Raw genomic sequence first — 15,735 nt, forward strand, 5'->3', positions numbered from 1 at the left:
ATTTTTATTTTGTATATTTTCTTTAGACATATTCAGCGCAATTATCACCATTTCTTTGGTATTATTTATTTTAGATTTTACTTATATCGTAACAATTGAGTCTTACCGGATCTCAGACCGCTCCTTTAGCATGAGTTCACTTCCTTCCCGGAAGCTAAAACATAAAAACAGTTAAAGGAATTTCTTCATGAAAAGAAAAGTACTGGCCCTCGTTATTCCGGCTTTATTAGCCGCCGGTGCCGCCCATGCGGCAGAAATTTATAATAAAGACGGAAATAAATTAGATCTCTATGGCAAGGTAGACGGTCTGCACTATTTCTCCAGCGACTCGAAAAAAGACGGCGACCAAACTTATTTGCGTTTTGGCTTTAAAGGCGAAACTCAGATCAACGATATGCTTACCGGCTATGGTCAGTGGGAATATAACGTTCAGGCCAACAACACCGAGAGCTCCAGCGATCAGGCGTGGACCCGTCTGGCATTCGCGGGTATCAAGGTCGGCGATTACGGCTCCTTCGACTACGGTCGTAACTACGGCGTGCTGTACGATGTTGAAGGCTGGACCGATATGCTGCCGGAGTTCGGCGGCGACTCCTACACCTATGCGGATAACTTTATGGCAGGCCGCGCCAACGGCGTCGCGACCTACCGCAACAGCGATTTCTTCGGCCTGGTGGAGGGTCTGAACTTCGCCCTGCAATATCAGGGTAAAAACGAAGGCCAGAACGCGCAGGATATCAACGTCGGCACCAACAACCGCAGCAGCGACAGCGATGTTCGCTTCGACAATGGCGATGGCTTCGGTCTCTCCACCTCTTATGACTTCGGCATGGGCATCAGCGCGGCGGCAGCCTACACCTCTTCTGACCGTACCAACGATCAGATGACTCAGACCAACGCCCGCGGCGATAAAGCCGAAGCCTGGACCGCCGGCCTGAAGTACGACGCCAACGATATCTACCTGGCGACCATGTACTCAGAAACCCGCAACATGACCCCGTACGGCAATGACGGCGTGGCCAATAAAACGCAAAACTTCGAAGTCACCGCGCAGTACCAGTTCGACTTCGGCCTGCGTCCGGCTATCTCCTACCTGCAGTCCAAAGGCAAAGATCTCTATAATAACGGCCGCTACGCCGATAAAGATCTGGTCAAATATATGGACGTTGGCGCCACCTATTACTTCAACCGTAATATGTCTACCTACGTTGATTACAAAATCAACCTGCTGGATGACAACGACAACTTCTACAAAGACAACGGTATCTCTACCGACAACATCGTCGCTCTGGGCCTGGTTTACCAGTTCTGATGCGCCAGCCCGTCGGTTCCGGCGGGCTTCTTCCTCCTGCCGTACAGTAGATAAAACAAAACAATATATCCCGCCGGTTAAAATAGCCGTCCATTTAGTGATATAGTCGTGCTCAGTCAGTGCTTGCCCGAGGACGTCCACCATGCATCATCACCCGGTAAAATCATCCCGAATTATCTCTGTCGCCTACGATGACGCCTCCGCCACACTGGAAATCCATTTTTATCACCAGCCACCGTTGCAATATACCGGCGTGCCACCGCGTATTTTCCGTGACTTTTTACAGGTGGTGTCAAAAGGTCGATTTTATGACGGCGTGATCAAAGGGAAATTTCCCGAACGCAAGCCACGTTAATGTCAAAGTGTGACCTCGGTCATGATACAAAACGTGCTCTAATGCCGTACAATGTGAGGGGATACTTAAACAGGAGGTTTTATGAGCAGAATGATTCTTGTCCCCATCGATATCTCTGATAAAGAATTTACTGAACGCATTATCAGTCACGTTGAATCGGAAGCACGGATTGACGACGCCGAGGTCCATTTCCTCTCCGTGATCCCTTCCCTGCCCTATTATGCCTCACTGGGAATGGCCTACACCGCCGAGCTGCCCGGTATGGATGAGCTGCGCGAAGGAACGGAAACGCAGCTTAAAGAGATCGCCAAACAATTTTCTATCCCAGAAGATCGGATGCATTTTCACGTCGCCGAAGGGTCGCCAAAAGATAAGATCCTCGCACTGGCCAAGTCGCTACCCGCCGACCTGGTGATCATCGCTTCGCACCGGCCAGATATCACCACCTATCTGCTGGGCTCCAACGCCGCCGCGGTGGTCCGCCACGCCGAGTGCTCAGTCCTGGTGGTTCGTTAACGCCACAGCCCGCCGCCCGGCGGGCTTTTTATTTCCGCTTACACCGCCTCCGCCTGCCTGCCCGCAGCGGAAAGTGCCGGAAAGATGCTGACATTCCGCCCCTGAATCCGTACCATACACGCCACGGTTGTCTGTCAGACCTCATTAATTGCTACGCGCCAGCGCCATGTTGTCCAGGCTGGCAGAACGCGTGCTCTTCTGATGCCACACTATGAATTGAGCCACTATTACATGCTGCAAAATCAAGAAATCAGTAAAAAAGAAAAATACAACATCGATAAGCTGCAGAAACGTCTGCGCCGCAACGTTGGTGAGGCGATCGCCGACTTCAATATGATTGAAGAGGGCGACCGCATTATGGTTTGTCTTTCTGGCGGCAAGGACAGCTATACCATGCTGGAGATCCTGCGTAATCTGCAGAAAAGCGCGCCCATCTCCTTCTCGCTGGTGGCGGTGAACCTCGACCAGAAACAGCCTGGGTTCCCGGAGCATATTCTGCCGGCGTATCTTGAGCAGCTGGGCGTGGAATACAAGATTGTCGAAGAGAATACCTACGGCATCGTCAAAGAGAAGATCCCGGAAGGGAAAACCACCTGCTCGCTGTGCTCTCGCCTGCGTCGCGGTATCCTCTACCGTACCGCCACCGAGCTCGGGGCGACCAAGATCGCCCTCGGCCATCATCGCGACGACATCCTGCAGACGCTGTTCCTGAATATGTTCTACGGCGGCAAAATGAAAGGGATGCCACCGAAGCTGATGAGCGACGACGGAAAACACATCGTCATCCGCCCGCTGGCCTACTGCCGCGAAAAGGACATCGAGCGCTTCTCCCAGGCCAAAGGCTTCCCGATTATTCCGTGCAACCTGTGCGGTTCGCAGCCAAACCTGCAGCGTCAGGTGATCGCCGATATGCTCCGCGACTGGGATAAGCGTTATCCTGGGCGCATTGAAACCATGTTCAGCGCGATGCAGAACGTGGTGCCTTCACATCTGAGCGATGTCAATCTGTTTGATTTTAAAGGCATCACCCACGGCTCCGAGGTGGTGGACGGTGGCGATCTGGCGTTTGACCGGGAGGATATTCCCTTGCAGCCCGCCGGCTGGCAGCCGGAAGAAGAAGACGCCCGTCTCGATGAACTGCGTCTGAACGTGGTGGAAGTGAAGTAACCCTCACGCGTCTCAGGCAGCCGCCTGAGACGCACTAACCAGCCCTTACTTCAGCAGTCGAACGCGGCAGGCTTTGCCCTTAATCTTACCGTTTTGTAACTGCTTATACGCCTTCTGCGCCATATTCTGGCGGATCGCCACATAGACATGAGCCGGATGGACGGTAATTTTGCCGATATCGGCGCCATCAAAGCCCATATCCCCGGTCAGGGCTCCCAGCACATCTCCCGGGCGCATTTTCGCCTTTTTACCGCCGTCAATACACAGCGTGGCCATCTCCGCCGTCAGCGGTGCGATGGTGTTGCCCGTCGGCGCCGGCAGCCAGTTCAGGGAGAGCTGCAGCATGTCGGCCAGGATCGTGGCGCGCTGCGCCTCTTCCGGCGCACAGAAGCTGATGGCCAGCCCTTGTTCGCCGGCGCGGGCGGTACGGCCGATGCGGTGAACATGCACCTCCGGATCCCAGGCCAGCTCGAAGTTCACCACCAGCGCGAGGGATTTGATGTCGAGGCCGCGGGCGGCGACGTCGGTCGCCACCAGAACCCGGACGCTGCCGTTGGCGAAGCGCACCAGCGTCTGATCGCGGTCGCGCTGCTCAAGATCACCGTGCAGCGACAAGGCGCTCTGCCCGGCGGCGTTGAGCGCATCGCAGACCGCCTGGCAATCGCGTTTGGTGTTGCAGAACACCACACAGGATGCGGGCTGATGCTGGCTGAGCAGGCGCTGCAGCAGGGCAATCTTACCGTGGCGGGAAACTTCAAAAAACTGCTGCTCAATCGCCGGGAGCGCATCGACAGTGTCGATCTCTATCGTCTGCGGATTGCGCTGCACCCGGCCGCTGATCGCCGCGATTGCCGCCGGCCAGGTGGCGGAAAACAGCAAGGTCTGCCGGTCAGCCGGCGCGAAGCGGATCACCTCGTCGATGGCGTCGCTGAAGCCCATATCGAGCATGCGGTCCGCTTCATCCATCACCAGCGTCTGCAGCGCGTCAAGGGAGACCGTCCCCTTCTGCAGATGATCGAGCAGACGGCCCGGGGTGGCGACGATAATATGCGGCGCGTGTTGCAGAGAATCTCGCTGGGCGCCAAAGGGCTGGCCGCCGCAGAGCATCAAAATCTTGATGTTCGGCAGGCAGCGCGCCAGGCGACGCAGCTCGCCGGCAACCTGATCGGCCAGCTCGCGGGTCGGACACAGGACCAGCGACTGGGTTTCAAAGCGCGCCGGATCGATATGCTGCAGCAGACCCAGCCCAAATGCGGCCGTTTTTCCGCTGCCGGTTTTTGCCTGCACGCGCACATCTTTTCCCGCAAGGATCGCCGGCAGGGCGGCGGCCTGAACCGGCGTCATCGACAGATAACCCAGCTCATTAAGGTTGGCTAATTGGGCGGCAGGTAAAACAGTCAGGGTAGAAAAAGCGGTCACAATGTATTCTCGTATTAAAGGACGGACAATCTGCAGGCGCGTATCCTCGCAGATCTCCGCGCCTGATGCGACAATTTAATCGGCTCTTCGTCAGGCGGCGGATCGGGCTGCGGCTGCGGACGCGGTCGTGGGTCGGGTAAAGGAACCGGATCGTTCGGTTCGGGTGAGATGGGGATAGACTGGGCTGTCAGCCCTGAAGCGTAATGCATAGAGGCCTCCCGGAGAGTAATACGGGCGTACCCGCAGGCTTAACGGCCTGAAGACCGTCGGGTGTCTTAGTAAGCGTAGAAGCTGGTCCGGAGAGCGCAAAAAAAAGCCGACTCAACAAAGTCGGCGTCGTACGAATCAATTGTGCTATGCAGTAATTCAAAAAAGGAAGTAAGACAATATGGAGCGCAACGCCCATCGCTTGACGTTGCATTCACCTGCGAGAGAGATATTGCCCTGAATGGGTAGGTGGTTTATTGATTTCGCTCAAACATTGCCGGGTTTTCCCGGCAATGCGGCCGCTAAAAGGCGATTCTTTACAACCATTTACTGCGATGTAACCACCACGCAACACCACCGATGACAACAACTAACATCAGGCAGAAGAGGCTAAATCCCAGATGCCAGCCGTTGCCGGGGATCCCGCCAAGGTTGACGCCGAACAGGCCGGTTAAAAAGGTGCTGGGCAGAAACACCATCGCCATCAACGACATTGTATAAGTCCGCCGCGCTAGCGACTCCTGCATAATCTGGGCGATCTCATCGCTCATGATCGCCGTCCGGGCAATACAGCTGTCGATCTCATCCAGCCCGCGTCCCAGCCGCTCAGCGATATCCTGCATTCGCCGCCGCTGATCGTCACTCATCCACGGCAGACGCTCGCTGGCCAGCCGGGCATAAACATCGCGCTGCGGCGCCATATAGCGGCGCATCACGATCAGTTGCTTACGCAGCAGCGCGAGAAAACCGCGCGGCGGCACCTGCTGGTCAAGCAGGTCATCTTCCAGGTCGATAATGCGGTCGTGCAGCTGTTCGATAAACTCGCTGGCATGATCGGTCAGCGCATCGCAGACCTCCACCAGCCAGCTGCCGCCGTCCGTCGGGCCATTGCCTTCGCGCAGGTCGCCAAGCACATCATCCAGCGCCAGCACCTTGCGCTGACGGGTGGAAACGATCAGCCGCTCGTCCATATACAGACGCATCGCCACCAGCTGGTCGGGACGCTCATCGGTACTGCCGTTAATGCAGCGCAGGGTGATCAGCGCCCCGTCGCCGATCCGCGTCACTCGCGGCCGGGTGCTCTCCCCCGCCAGGGCGTCACGCACGTTATTGGGCAGCAACGGGGTGGCCGCCAGCCAGTCAGCGCTGTCGCTATGGGTATAGTTCAGATGCAGCCAGCAGGGCTTGTCCTTGTCGATAATATCGTTATCGGTAAGCGGCTTCACGCCGCCCTGCCCGTCGAGCACCCACGCGAAGATCGCGTCCGGTATCTGCAACTCCGAGCCTTTAATCGCGTCCACTCAACCTCCGTTAATCCATACCTGTCACATTGCGCGTACTCTCTATAAGGTACGCGAAAGCGCGCTTTTTCGCTTTTTGTTGCCCGGAAGACTGGCTAATGGCTTCATTGAAAAGCGCTTTTGCCCCGGGTCGCGCCGCTCTCCTCATTTAACGTTAAAGCGTAGTGAAATCAAGTTCTTCCCGTTTTGCCGATCTCACTGCGTCTTTTTGCGGTTTATTTTGCCATTCATTGCTGTATTATGCTGTTTATTGCGTTAATTTGCGGAGGCGCTTGCCATGCATAAGCTCGCCAGACAAAAACACATCCTCGACAGGCTGAGTGAAAACGGCCAGCTAAGCATCAGCGAACTGGTCGAAGGGCTACAGGTCTCGGCCGATACCATTCGCCGGGATCTGAGCGAGCTGGAAAAACAGGGCGTCCTGCAGAAAAGTCACGGCGGCGCCATCGCTCTTAACGTCCCGGCGATGACGCGCCAGGGTCGAAACGCCCTGCTCCCCCAGACCAAGCAGCGCCTGGGCCAGCGGGTCGCCGCGCGCATCCCCCTCGGCTCAACGCTGTTTCTCGACGCCGGAAGCACGGTGCTGGCGGTCGCCGCCCAGCTTAAAGGGCCGATGACCGTGATCACGCCTTCGCTGGATATAGCCCAGCTGTTTAGCGACCGTGCGGATATCCAGCTGATCCTGCTTGGCGGCCAGTGGGACAGTGAACAGCGGCTGTTCGCCGGCAGCGCCACGCTGTCGCTTGTCGCCCGCTACCGCGCCGACATCGCCATTCTCGGCGCCTGCGCGCTCCATGCCGGGCTGGGGCTGAGCGCCAGCCAGGAGGCCGATGCTGACGTGAAGCGCGCCATGCTGGCCGCCAGCGCAGAGCACTGGCTGGTGGCAGACCATACCAAAGTCAACCATTGCGAGCCGTGGCTGGTGGCCGGGCTCAGCGACATTCACCATCTTTTTCTTGATCGTCCCTGGGCTGAGCTGGGGGATGACCCCGCCCTCTCTGTACACATTGCTGACGCTTAACCGCGTGGAGAACCTGATGAGTAACAACACAATAAATATCGCCCTGATTGGCTATGGCTTCGTCGGTAAGACCTTCCACGCGCCGCTTATCCGTTCAGTGCCGGGCCTGAATCTGGCGTTCGTCGCCTCGCGAGATGAAGAGAAAGTCAAACGCGACCTGCCGGATGTCACGGTCATCGCCTCCCCGGAGGCAGCGGTCCAGCATCCGGATGTCGATCTGGTGGTCATCGCCTCCCCCAACGCCACCCACGCGCCGCTGGCCCGTCTGGCGCTCAACGCCGGCAAGCATGTGGTGGTGGATAAACCCTTTACCCTCGATATGCAGGAGGCCCGGGAGCTGATCGCCCTGGCTGAGGAGAAGCAGCGCCTGCTCTCCGTCTTCCATAACCGCCGCTGGGACAGCGATTACCTCGGGATCCGTCAGGTCATTGAGCAGGGCGCCATCGGCACCGTGAAACACTTCGAGTCGCATTTTGACCGCTTCCGTCCTGAAGTTCGCGTCCGCTGGCGTGAGCAGAACGTCCCGGGCAGTGGTTTATGGTTCGATCTGGGGCCGCACCTGATCGATCAGTCGCTGCAGCTGTTTGGTTTGCCGCAGTCGGTACAAGGCAATATCGCCACCCTCCGCGACGGCGCGGAGATCAACGACTGGGCGCATGTGGTCTTAAACTACCCGGCGCATAAAGCGATCCTGCACTGCAGCATGCTGGTCGCGGGCGGCTCGTCGCGTTTCACCGTGCACGGCGATAAAGGCAGCGTTATCAAAGCGCGGGCCGACCAGCAGGAGAGCCAGCTGCTGGCGGGCGTGGAGCCCGGAAGCGCCGGCTGGGGTCAGGATGATGACAAGCTGGTGATCTATGACGCCTCGCTGCAGGCCCACTCTCAGGCCACCCCGCAGGGCGATCAGCGCCAGTACTATAAGCAGATCCGCGACGCGCTGAAGGGTCAGATCGCCAATCCGGTGCCGCCGGTTGAAGCGCTGGCGGTAATGGCCGTTCTGGAAGCGGCGGTGCGCGCTGCAGAAAGCGGCATGGTGCAGACCCTGGACCTGACCGACGACGAGCGCAACGCGCTGCGCTAATCCTGCCTGTTCTCCGGTTATCTGCGCATCCCGCAGGTAACCGGATCTCCCGCCCAACGTCAGAAAAAATCACTACCCATACGAAATTTAACCTTTCTTTATCCTGCTTTATAGCGCAAAGCACCGCTGGAAATTTCAGCCAATTGGGAGGAGGATAGAGAGCAGATCGATCGTGATGAGAAAAGGGTTGCTGACGCTGTGGACGTGGCGACCGCATTAATGGACAGGAGAAGCTCATGTATTACACGTTAGGAGATACCACTCTCCATTTTTATCGCTATCAGTGCAAATTTTACGTGGCCCACTGGGACGGGGGTAACGTGATGGACGACAAATTTAAACCCTTTATTGAACAGATCACTGAGAAGACCGGGCTGGATGCGAAACGCGTCGAGACCGCCGCGCGCGATTATTTTACCAACGTGGATTAACATGCAACCTGGCGCTGTAGGGCGTGGGTGCAGGCTGGCGCGATGACCGTGCATGCGAACCCACGCTTTCGCCGCCGGGTGTTTCTCCCCCTGGCGGCATCCCTTCCCCCGTCTGCGTTAAACCGTGGACAGTTTGGCCAGAATGGCGGCAAAGGCGTCATTGACGTCATCGCCGGCGAGCAGTTTTTTACGCAACGTGAAGCTTCTGCCGCTGGAACGGATCAGTAGTCGAACTTTCGCATCATTATTCCCGCGCTCAGCCAGCACAACGTCACGCAAGGGAATAACGTAAGTATCGGCATAGAGTCCCGGCGTAAATATCATCGACTCGCCGCTCACGCCAATCACCACCCGATTCTGCAGACGATAGCCGTTGCACAGCGCCAGAATACCGGCGGCAATAAACACGCCACCAATCCCCATGCCAATCATTAAGATAATAATGCCGGCAATGAGCGCCAGTCCTCCCTGAGGATAAAAACCGGACGCATTAAAGGTTAATAGCCGGTGATTATCGTCGCTGCCCATCGCCCCGGTTGTTGACCGCCACAGGGTAAAACCGGCGTTAATCCGCGTTTGAAAGCTGAACATACAGCCAACCAGAAAGATCATGCTGGCAGGTACCATGACGATACCGCCAATAAACGCCAGCACGATGGCCAGATAAGGATAGCGGCCTGACAGTATAATACTGACAGCCTGAACCACCACGGCGATAAACAGGGCGAGCACCAGCCAGGACCACATGCTGTCCGCCCGACGATGAAAGTTCAGCTGTCCTTCATCGAGTAATAAATTTCGCGCGACAAAACAGATAATAATATTGACGAACAGGCCTATCCAGACCAGCTTATGAACATGCTTCATTCCATACTCCATTATGTATTTTGCTATTCCATTCGGTGGCATTATAAAATAAACCTGAATGCCGCCTGGATATTACCAAAGCGCCACGCAAGATCAATAAAAAGCATGTCCACTTACTCTATTCCCAGATTAACATGTCCTGTTATCATTTATCGGAATTATATAATCAACTATAAGTATTGACGTTATTTTTCACGATGAGAATATCACCCTGCCGCCCGGCAGGGTGTTGGCTATTAACCCTCTTTCATCGCCACCAGCGCCGGGGCGCTTTTCTTCCGCAACAGATAACCGGCGGCGAGGATCAGCAGCCATACCGGGATCAGGCAGACGGAGATGCGGATGTCGGGGGTGAGATACATCACCACGAGGATCCCGGCGAGAAACAGCAGGCACAGCCAGTTAGTCAGGGGATAACCGAGGCTTTGGAAGGCCGTTACCTTTCCGGCCCGCTGCATAGCGCGGCGGAACTTAAGATGGGTGATGCAGATCATCGCCCAGTTAATCACCAGGGCCGCCACCACCAGCGCCATCAGCAGGCCAAACGCCTTACCTGGCATCACATAGTTAATCACCACGCAAAGCGCCGTAGCGAAGGCAGATACCGCCAGCGCGGTCAACGGGATCCCCCGGCGGTTAACCCGCAGCAGCGCCCGCGGAGCATTGCCCTGCTGAGCCAGGCCGAACAGCATCCGGCTGTTGCAGTAAACGCAGCTGTTGTAGACCGACAGCGCGGCGGTGAGCACCACCAGATTGAGAGCGTTGGCCACAATATTGCTGTCAATGGCATGAAAGATCAGGACAAAGGGACTGCCTCCTTCCACGACGTTACGCCACGGGTAGAGTGACAGCAGGACCGCCAACGATCCCACATAAAACAGCAGAATGCGATAGATCACCTGGTTAGTGGCTTTGGGAATGGTTTTATGCGGTTCGTCGGCTTCCGCCGCGGTGATCCCCACCAGCTCAAGCCCGCCGAAGGAGAACATGATTACCGCCATCGCCATCACTAAGCCAGTGATGCCGTTAGGGAAAAATCCCCCATCCTGCCACAGGTTGGCGACCGTCGCCGCCGGACCGCCGTGGCCGCTAAATAACAGATAGCTACCAAAGGCGATCATGCTGATGATGGCGGCCACTTTGACAATCGAGAACCAAAACTCCAGCTCGCCATACACTTTGACATTCGTCAGGTTGATGGCGTTGATCGCCACGAAGAAGATCGCCGCCGACAGCCAGGCGGGTACTTCCGGCCACCAGTACTGAATATAGATCCCCACCGCCGTCAGCTCCGCCATGCTCACCAGCACGTACAACACCCAGTAATTCCAGCCGGACATAAACCCGGCGAAGGGTCCCCAGTAGCGGTTGGCAAAATGGCTGAATGACCCGGCCACCGGCTCTTCCACTACCATTTCGCCAAGCTGACGCATGATGAAGAAGGCGATCGCTCCGGCGATGGCGTAGCCCAGCAGGACCGAGGGGCCTGCCATGCGGATCGTCTGCGCGATACCTAAAAACAATCCGGTGCCGACTGCGCCCCCGAGGGCGATCAACTGGATATGGCGGTTTTTTAACCCACGTTTTAATTGATGCTCTTGCTGCGTTGTCATCTCTGACCTGCCCCTGTCTGTAAAAAGTCACCTTCGGCGATAGCAACTTTCAGGCCAGGGCGCAGCAACCCGGCGTAAGAGCAAGAGCAATATATTGAATTTCATTAAAATATTATTTATCCGTCTGCTCCGGGGCGTGAGTCATGCGCTGCCAGGTCAAACATAACGCGCGAAAAATCGCCTTAAATCGCACAGTTCATGAGAAAACCAGCCATTTCATGCATGAATCTGACCCGTTTTGGTGCGCTTCGTCCTCCGGCTAGCCTGGCGGGCTTCACGCAGGGAAAAAAGCTGTTAGGCTGTTAGCCACTCTTACGCTCCGCTAGTGGCCACCATGTACAACATCGACGACTATGATCTGAAAATACTCACCCTGCTGCAGGCCAATGGCCGTTTGACCAATCAGGAACTGAGCGATCTCATCGGCCTGTCAGCCTCCCAATGCTCACGGCGCCGCATCGCCCTTGAACAGGCACAGCTTATTCTCGGCTACCATGCGCGGCTGGCGCCGGATGCTGCCGGGAAGGAGATGCTGGGTCTGATAGAAGTGCGCTTGCTGAATCACACCCCGCAATGCGTGGAGAGCTTTCACCAGATGCTCAGTGAAGTGGACGCCATTCTGGACGCCTGGAAAACCACCGGCGACGCCGACTATCTGCTGCGGGTGACGGTTCCGGATCTGCCCGGCCTGAGCCATTTGATCAGCCATATTCTGTCGCAAAACAAAGGGGTCGCCCATTTGAAAACGGCGGTAATACTCAACCGCCTCAAAGAGAATGGTCAGCTGATGCCGGGGACGGATCCGCTGCGCTGAACCGGGGCACTGTGCCCTGCGGTGGTGCAAACGCAGGGTTACTCAATGCATCATGGCATAACAATTTACACAGATCGCGCAATACATTGCAGAAAATCGCATGACTTGTGCAATTTTCTCTTTTCGGCATAACAATACGTTAGGCTGAATGGCGCCTGTTTTTTCCGCAAACGATCGCCAGGCCCCCTCCTCTGGTGCGATTTTTGCAAATAGGGACTTATCCTTGTTAACGAAAAGATAGTGCTTATTTATGGATAATATCCTGTCCCCTGAAAAACTGACCCACACCTGGCTGGAGGATACCCTGGCGCTGCTGTTCGGCACGCTGATGATCTCCTTTGGCATTATTTTATTTCGCCAGGCGGGTGCCCTGACCGGCGGGACGGCGGGTATGGCCTTTCTGATCCACTATGCCACCCACCTGCCGTTTGGCGTGGTCTTCTTCGTCATTAACCTGCCTTTCTACTGGCTCTCCGTCCGGCGGATGGGGGCTGCCTTCACGCTGAAAACCTTCTGCGCGGTCGGACTGGTGTCCCTGTTCTCTGACCTGCACGGCTACTTTATTCATGTCGATCGCCTGAACCCCTATTACGCCACCCTCTTCGGCAACATCATGGTCGGCATTGGCTTTGTGGTGCTGTTTCGCCATAAAGCGAGCCTCGGCGGCGTTAATATTCTGGCCCTCTATCTGCAGGACAAAAGCGGCATCCGCGCCGGTAAATTCCAGATGGTGGTTGACGCCTGCATCGTCACCGCCTCGCTGTGGGTAGTGAGCTTGCCGATGCTGCTGGTCTCTATCCTCGGCGCCGTCGTTTTGAATTCGATTATTGCCATGAACCACCGTCCCGGACGCTACGCAGTGTAATGGTTTCACTTTTGGTCGGCGGCCTGGCAGTGATCTGTGACACTGCTTTTGCCCCGGTCTCCACGCGCTAAGCCGCTGTCCCGCCAACCGCGGTTACCCCGGGGCGGGACGACGGTTATTCGCGACGCAGTCGGCGAGCCAGGCGGGTGCCCAGCGTCTGAATGAGCTGGACAATCACAATCAGCACCAGGGCGGTGGTGAGGGTGGCAAAGGCGTCGAAGCGCTGATAGCCATAGGTGATCGCCAGGTCGCCAATTCCGCCGCCGCCCACCGTTCCCGCCATGGCGGTCGCGCCAAGCAGGCCGATGGTCGCCGTGGTGAGGGCCAGAATCAGCGACGCTGCCGCCTCCGGCAGCATAAAGTGCCAGACCGTCTGCAGGGGGGTCGCGCCCATAGCATCCGCGGCTTCGAGGATCCCCTCATCCACCTCCAGCAGTGAGCTCTCCACCAGCCGGGCAATGTAGGGGGCGACAAAAACGATCAGCGGCACGATGGCCCCCGCGGTGCCGATAGTGGTGCCCACCAGCAGTCGGGTAAAGGGCAGGATCACAATCAGCAAAATGATAAACGGCAGCGAACGCAGCACGTTAATCAGCGGATTCAGCGCCTGATGCACCACCGGGTTGGCCACGATGCCGCCGGGACGGCAAACCACCAGCACAATCCCTAACGGTACGCCGATCAGCGCGCCAAAGCCCAGCGAGACGGCGACCATAATCAGCGTGTCATGCAGCGCCAGCAGAAACTGATCGCCGGTAATGGCGGTATCAATAAGATCAAACATGGGTGATTTTCACTCCTGCATCGGCCAGATGGGTGATGGCGCGTTCGGTTTCGTCAGGCTCGCCGAGGAGTTGCACAATCATAAATCCCAGAATCCGGCCCTGAACTTCAGACATGCTGGCAAACAGGATATTCACCTCGACAGCATACTCGCGGATCAGGTGGTTAATGATCGGTTGCTGCGCAGTCGCGCCGATAAATTCGAGACGTAAAGCCCGGGCGCCGTTATCGCGCTGCAGGAGCGACGCCACCCGCTGCGGCAGACGATCGTGCACCACCGACTGCACGAAACTGGCCGTTACCGGATGCTGCGGCTGGGCAAAGAGGTCGAAAACCGTCCCCTGCTCAACGATACGGCCCGCCTGCATCACCGCCACTTTGTGACAGATTTTCTGGATCACCGACATTTCATGGGTGATCAGTACGATAGTGATACCATAGCGGCGATTAATCTCCTGCAAGAGCAGTAAGATCTGCACCGTGGTGTGAGGATCGAGCGCCGAGGTGGCTTCATCGCACAACAGCACCGACGGGTTGGTGGCCAGCGCCCGGGCAATACCGACCCGCTGCTTTTGTCCGCCCGACAGCTCATTAGGGTAGCTGTGGATTTTGTCGCTCAGATCGACGAACGCCAGCAGTTCCGCCACCCGCGCCTGGATAAAGGCCTTGTCGCGGCCTTGTAAAATCAGCGGGATGGCGATGTTATGGAAAACGGTTTTCGAATTCAGCAGATTAAAATTCTGAAAGATCATGCCGATATCTTTTTTGATGGCCTGCAGGCGCTGGCCGCTGCAGGCCTGTAGCGGCTCGCCGTTTAACAGCACCTCGCCCTCGCCAGGCGTTTCCAGACGATTAATCAGCCGTAATAAGGTGCTTTTTCCTGCTCCGCTGTAGCCAATAATGCCGAAAATATCGCCTCGTTCAATGCTGAGATTAATATCCTGCAGGGCCAGAACCGGATGTCCTTTCCTGGAAAAGCTTTTACTGACGTGGCGAAACTCTATCATCGCGTTATTCATTTTAAATAATCAGGAAGCAGGTAACCATCATACTGCGGATGGCTGAGAATATATTTTTTGAAATCGGCAGAGTGGTAGCCATCGATAATATCTTTGGCAAACTGCGCCTTCTGATTTTTACCGGCGACGGTCACGACATTAATAAAATGGCTGGTGGCTGCCTCCAGCTTTAATGCCGAAGTCAGAGACATACCGCTGGAGACGGCGAAATTGCCCTGAATCAGGCCATAGTCGACGTCCGGCAGAGCGCGTACCTGCTGGGCATTATCCATCTCTTTGAGGACAATTTTGTAGGGATTATCAACGATATTGCGCTGCGAAAAGGTGGCGGGGTCGCTGTCCGGTTTGACCTTCACCCAGCCCAGGCTCTGCAGCACCAGCACCGCGCGATATTCGTTTGACGGCTGGTTCGGTACCGACACGACGGTCCCTGCCGCCGGCGTCCCCAGGGTGGTCAGTTTACCGCCGTACAGCCCCATCGGCGGCGTGGGGACCTGCACAATGCCCACGTTATCGATCCCCAGCCGCTCATTAATTGCTTTCAGATATACCGGATGTTGCATAATATTCGCTTCGATATCGCCGCGGGCTACCGCGTCATTCACCTGAATACCGTCGCTGAAATCCTTATATTCGATTTTATACCCTTTACTCAATAAATAGGGCGCAACGCCTTTCTCAAATTGCTCTTTATACGGCCCGGGGTTAAAGCCGATGCGGATAAGGTGGTCTTCGGCGGCGGCATAAAAAGAGGTGGCCGACAACAGGGCGAGGGTCATCCCGAGCGCAACTGACTTGTTCATAAGGTATTTTCCTGGAAGGTTGACGATATTGAGCGATTAAATCACAGCCGACTGAGGGTTGTAAGCCAGAACGCCGGATTTCCTTTTGCTAATTCCTCATTAACTTTTGCTATATCGACATATCCTAAAAACAAGAATCCTTTGCGTATTTTGTTATTTAG

17 protein-coding genes are annotated in these 15,735 nt (G+C 56.2%); 9 read left to right on the forward strand and 8 right to left on the reverse strand.

Features of this window, described 5'->3' with window-relative positions:
- The first annotated feature begins 187 nt into the window (after nt 1-187).
- The 4 genes from ompK37 to ttcA all read left to right on the forward strand — a co-directional run bounded on the left by ompK37 (nt 188) and on the right by ttcA (nt 3,350).
- Entirely contained in the window at nt 188-1,312 is a 1,125-nt protein-coding gene (gene ompK37 / locus CWM57_RS04450) for a porin OmpK37 (protein WP_088716947.1), read from the forward strand.
- A 142-nt stretch (nt 1,313-1,454) separates the two neighbouring features.
- A complete protein-coding gene (locus CWM57_RS04455) occupies nt 1,455-1,667 on the forward strand; it encodes a KTSC domain-containing protein (RefSeq protein WP_074386033.1) in 213 nt (70 codons plus the stop codon).
- 81 nt (nt 1,668-1,748) lie between these two features.
- Complete coding sequence (gene uspF, locus CWM57_RS04460; RefSeq protein ID WP_008805149.1) at nt 1,749-2,183, forward strand: universal stress protein UspF; 435 nt, start codon at nt 1,749-1,751, stop codon at nt 2,181-2,183.
- Between the two features lie 231 nt (nt 2,184-2,414).
- The gene (gene ttcA / locus CWM57_RS04465; RefSeq protein WP_002902422.1) at nt 2,415-3,350 is read left to right on the forward strand and encodes a tRNA 2-thiocytidine(32) synthetase TtcA; all 936 of its coding nucleotides are present in this window, start codon (nt 2,415-2,417) and stop codon (nt 3,348-3,350) included.
- A gap of 45 nt (nt 3,351-3,395) precedes the next feature.
- Here the strand turns inward: ttcA and dbpA are convergent, their stop codons facing one another.
- The 3 genes from dbpA to zntB all read right to left on the reverse strand — a co-directional run bounded on the left by dbpA (nt 3,396) and on the right by zntB (nt 6,277).
- Nucleotides 3,396-4,769, reverse strand: coding sequence for an ATP-dependent RNA helicase DbpA (gene dbpA, locus CWM57_RS04470; RefSeq protein WP_008805151.1), 1,374 nt, complete (start codon nt 4,767-4,769; stop codon nt 3,396-3,398).
- A 14-nt stretch (nt 4,770-4,783) separates the two neighbouring features.
- Nucleotides 4,784-4,960 carry a hypothetical protein gene (locus tag CWM57_RS28345; RefSeq protein ID WP_373996481.1) on the reverse strand — a complete coding sequence of 59 codons (177 nt, stop codon included), beginning with the start codon at nt 4,958-4,960 and terminating at the stop codon, nt 4,784-4,786.
- A 333-nt stretch (nt 4,961-5,293) separates the two neighbouring features.
- Nucleotides 5,294-6,277 (reverse strand): zinc transporter ZntB, encoded by a 984-nt coding sequence (gene zntB / locus CWM57_RS04485; protein ID WP_061154809.1) that lies wholly within the window; start codon nt 6,275-6,277, stop codon nt 5,294-5,296.
- A gap of 277 nt (nt 6,278-6,554) precedes the next feature.
- On the opposite strand from zntB, the gene CWM57_RS04495 reads away from it, so the two are divergent.
- The 3 genes from CWM57_RS04495 (at nt 6,555) to CWM57_RS04505 (ending at nt 8,810) form a co-directional block, all read left to right on the forward strand.
- Complete coding sequence (locus CWM57_RS04495) at nt 6,555-7,298, forward strand: DeoR/GlpR family DNA-binding transcription regulator (protein ID WP_074386035.1); 744 nt, start codon at nt 6,555-6,557, stop codon at nt 7,296-7,298.
- Nucleotides 7,261-8,379 (forward strand): oxidoreductase, encoded by a 1,119-nt coding sequence (locus CWM57_RS04500; protein WP_100675683.1) that lies wholly within the window; start codon nt 7,261-7,263, stop codon nt 8,377-8,379. Before CWM57_RS04495 ends, CWM57_RS04500 begins: the two co-directional genes overlap by 38 nt.
- Before the next feature lie 236 nt (nt 8,380-8,615).
- Nucleotides 8,616-8,810 (forward strand): hypothetical protein, encoded by a 195-nt coding sequence (locus tag CWM57_RS04505; RefSeq protein ID WP_061154812.1) that lies wholly within the window; start codon nt 8,616-8,618, stop codon nt 8,808-8,810.
- A 117-nt stretch (nt 8,811-8,927) separates the two neighbouring features.
- On the opposite strand, the gene CWM57_RS04510 is transcribed toward CWM57_RS04505, so the two are convergent.
- Both CWM57_RS04510 and CWM57_RS04515 read right to left on the reverse strand, forming a co-directional pair.
- Nucleotides 8,928-9,677, reverse strand: a complete 750-nt coding sequence (locus CWM57_RS04510; protein ID WP_100630875.1) for a hypothetical protein — start codon at nt 9,675-9,677, stop codon at nt 8,928-8,930.
- Between the two features lie 236 nt (nt 9,678-9,913).
- On the reverse strand, nt 9,914-11,290 hold the full coding sequence (locus CWM57_RS04515) for an amino acid permease (protein WP_100630876.1): 1,377 nt from the start codon (nt 11,288-11,290) through the stop codon (nt 9,914-9,916).
- A gap of 334 nt (nt 11,291-11,624) precedes the next feature.
- On the opposite strand from CWM57_RS04515, the gene CWM57_RS04520 reads away from it, so the two are divergent.
- Entirely contained in the window at nt 11,625-12,104 is a 480-nt protein-coding gene (locus CWM57_RS04520; protein WP_061154814.1) for an Lrp/AsnC family transcriptional regulator, read from the forward strand.
- Between the two features lie 250 nt (nt 12,105-12,354).
- The gene (locus CWM57_RS04525) at nt 12,355-12,969 is read left to right on the forward strand and encodes a YitT family protein (RefSeq protein ID WP_023322497.1); all 615 of its coding nucleotides are present in this window, start codon (nt 12,355-12,357) and stop codon (nt 12,967-12,969) included.
- Nucleotides 12,970-13,084: 115 nt separating this feature from the next.
- Here the strand turns inward: CWM57_RS04525 and CWM57_RS04530 are convergent, their stop codons facing one another.
- Genes CWM57_RS04530 through CWM57_RS04540 form a run of 3 tightly spaced genes read right to left on the reverse strand, consistent with a single transcriptional unit; the run spans nt 13,085 to nt 15,574 of the window.
- Nucleotides 13,085-13,753: a methionine ABC transporter permease gene (locus CWM57_RS04530; protein ID WP_004892563.1), complete on the reverse strand. Its 669-nt coding sequence runs from the start codon at nt 13,751-13,753 to the stop codon at nt 13,085-13,087.
- Nucleotides 13,746-14,759, reverse strand: a complete 1,014-nt coding sequence (locus tag CWM57_RS04535) for a methionine ABC transporter ATP-binding protein (protein ID WP_100675780.1) — start codon at nt 14,757-14,759, stop codon at nt 13,746-13,748. Before CWM57_RS04535 ends, CWM57_RS04530 begins: the two co-directional genes overlap by 8 nt.
- Nucleotides 14,760-14,767: 8 nt before the next feature.
- Nucleotides 14,768-15,574 carry a MetQ/NlpA family ABC transporter substrate-binding protein gene (locus CWM57_RS04540; RefSeq protein ID WP_074386039.1) on the reverse strand — a complete coding sequence of 269 codons (807 nt, stop codon included), beginning with the start codon at nt 15,572-15,574 and terminating at the stop codon, nt 14,768-14,770.
- Between the last annotated feature and the right edge of the window lie 161 nt (nt 15,575-15,735).

The organism is Klebsiella sp. G-Nf4, assembly GCF_002810615.1.
In the GTDB taxonomy this organism is placed as follows: domain Bacteria; phylum Pseudomonadota; class Gammaproteobacteria; order Enterobacterales; family Enterobacteriaceae; genus Klebsiella; species Klebsiella variicola.

Excerpts from the sequence above, each read along its gene's own strand:
- CWM57_RS04505 (WP_061154812.1), top strand. The coding sequence starts at position 8,616 with ATGTATTACACGTTAGGAGATACCACTCTCCATTTTTATCGCTATCAG.
- CWM57_RS04540 (WP_074386039.1), bottom strand. The coding sequence starts at position 15,574 with ATGAACAAGTCAGTTGCGCTCGGGATGACCCTCGCCCTGTTGTCGGCC.
- CWM57_RS04500 (WP_100675683.1), top strand. The coding sequence starts at position 7,261 with ATGACCCCGCCCTCTCTGTACACATTGCTGACGCTTAACCGCGTGGAG.
- CWM57_RS04510 (WP_100630875.1), bottom strand. The coding sequence starts at position 9,677 with ATGAAGCATGTTCATAAGCTGGTCTGGATAGGCCTGTTCGTCAATATT.
- CWM57_RS04515 (WP_100630876.1), bottom strand. The coding sequence starts at position 11,290 with ATGACAACGCAGCAAGAGCATCAATTAAAACGTGGGTTAAAAAACCGC.
- CWM57_RS04535 (WP_100675780.1), bottom strand. The coding sequence starts at position 14,759 with ATGATAGAGTTTCGCCACGTCAGTAAAAGCTTTTCCAGGAAAGGACAT.
- CWM57_RS04495 (WP_074386035.1), top strand. The coding sequence starts at position 6,555 with ATGCATAAGCTCGCCAGACAAAAACACATCCTCGACAGGCTGAGTGAA.
- CWM57_RS04520 (WP_061154814.1), top strand. The coding sequence starts at position 11,625 with ATGTACAACATCGACGACTATGATCTGAAAATACTCACCCTGCTGCAG.
- ompK37 (WP_088716947.1), top strand. The coding sequence starts at position 188 with ATGAAAAGAAAAGTACTGGCCCTCGTTATTCCGGCTTTATTAGCCGCC.
- CWM57_RS04525 (WP_023322497.1), top strand. The coding sequence starts at position 12,355 with ATGGATAATATCCTGTCCCCTGAAAAACTGACCCACACCTGGCTGGAG.
- ttcA (WP_002902422.1), top strand. The coding sequence starts at position 2,415 with ATGCTGCAAAATCAAGAAATCAGTAAAAAAGAAAAATACAACATCGAT.
- CWM57_RS04530 (WP_004892563.1), bottom strand. The coding sequence starts at position 13,753 with ATGTTTGATCTTATTGATACCGCCATTACCGGCGATCAGTTTCTGCTG.
- uspF (WP_008805149.1), top strand. The coding sequence starts at position 1,749 with ATGAGCAGAATGATTCTTGTCCCCATCGATATCTCTGATAAAGAATTT.
- CWM57_RS04455 (WP_074386033.1), top strand. The coding sequence starts at position 1,455 with ATGCATCATCACCCGGTAAAATCATCCCGAATTATCTCTGTCGCCTAC.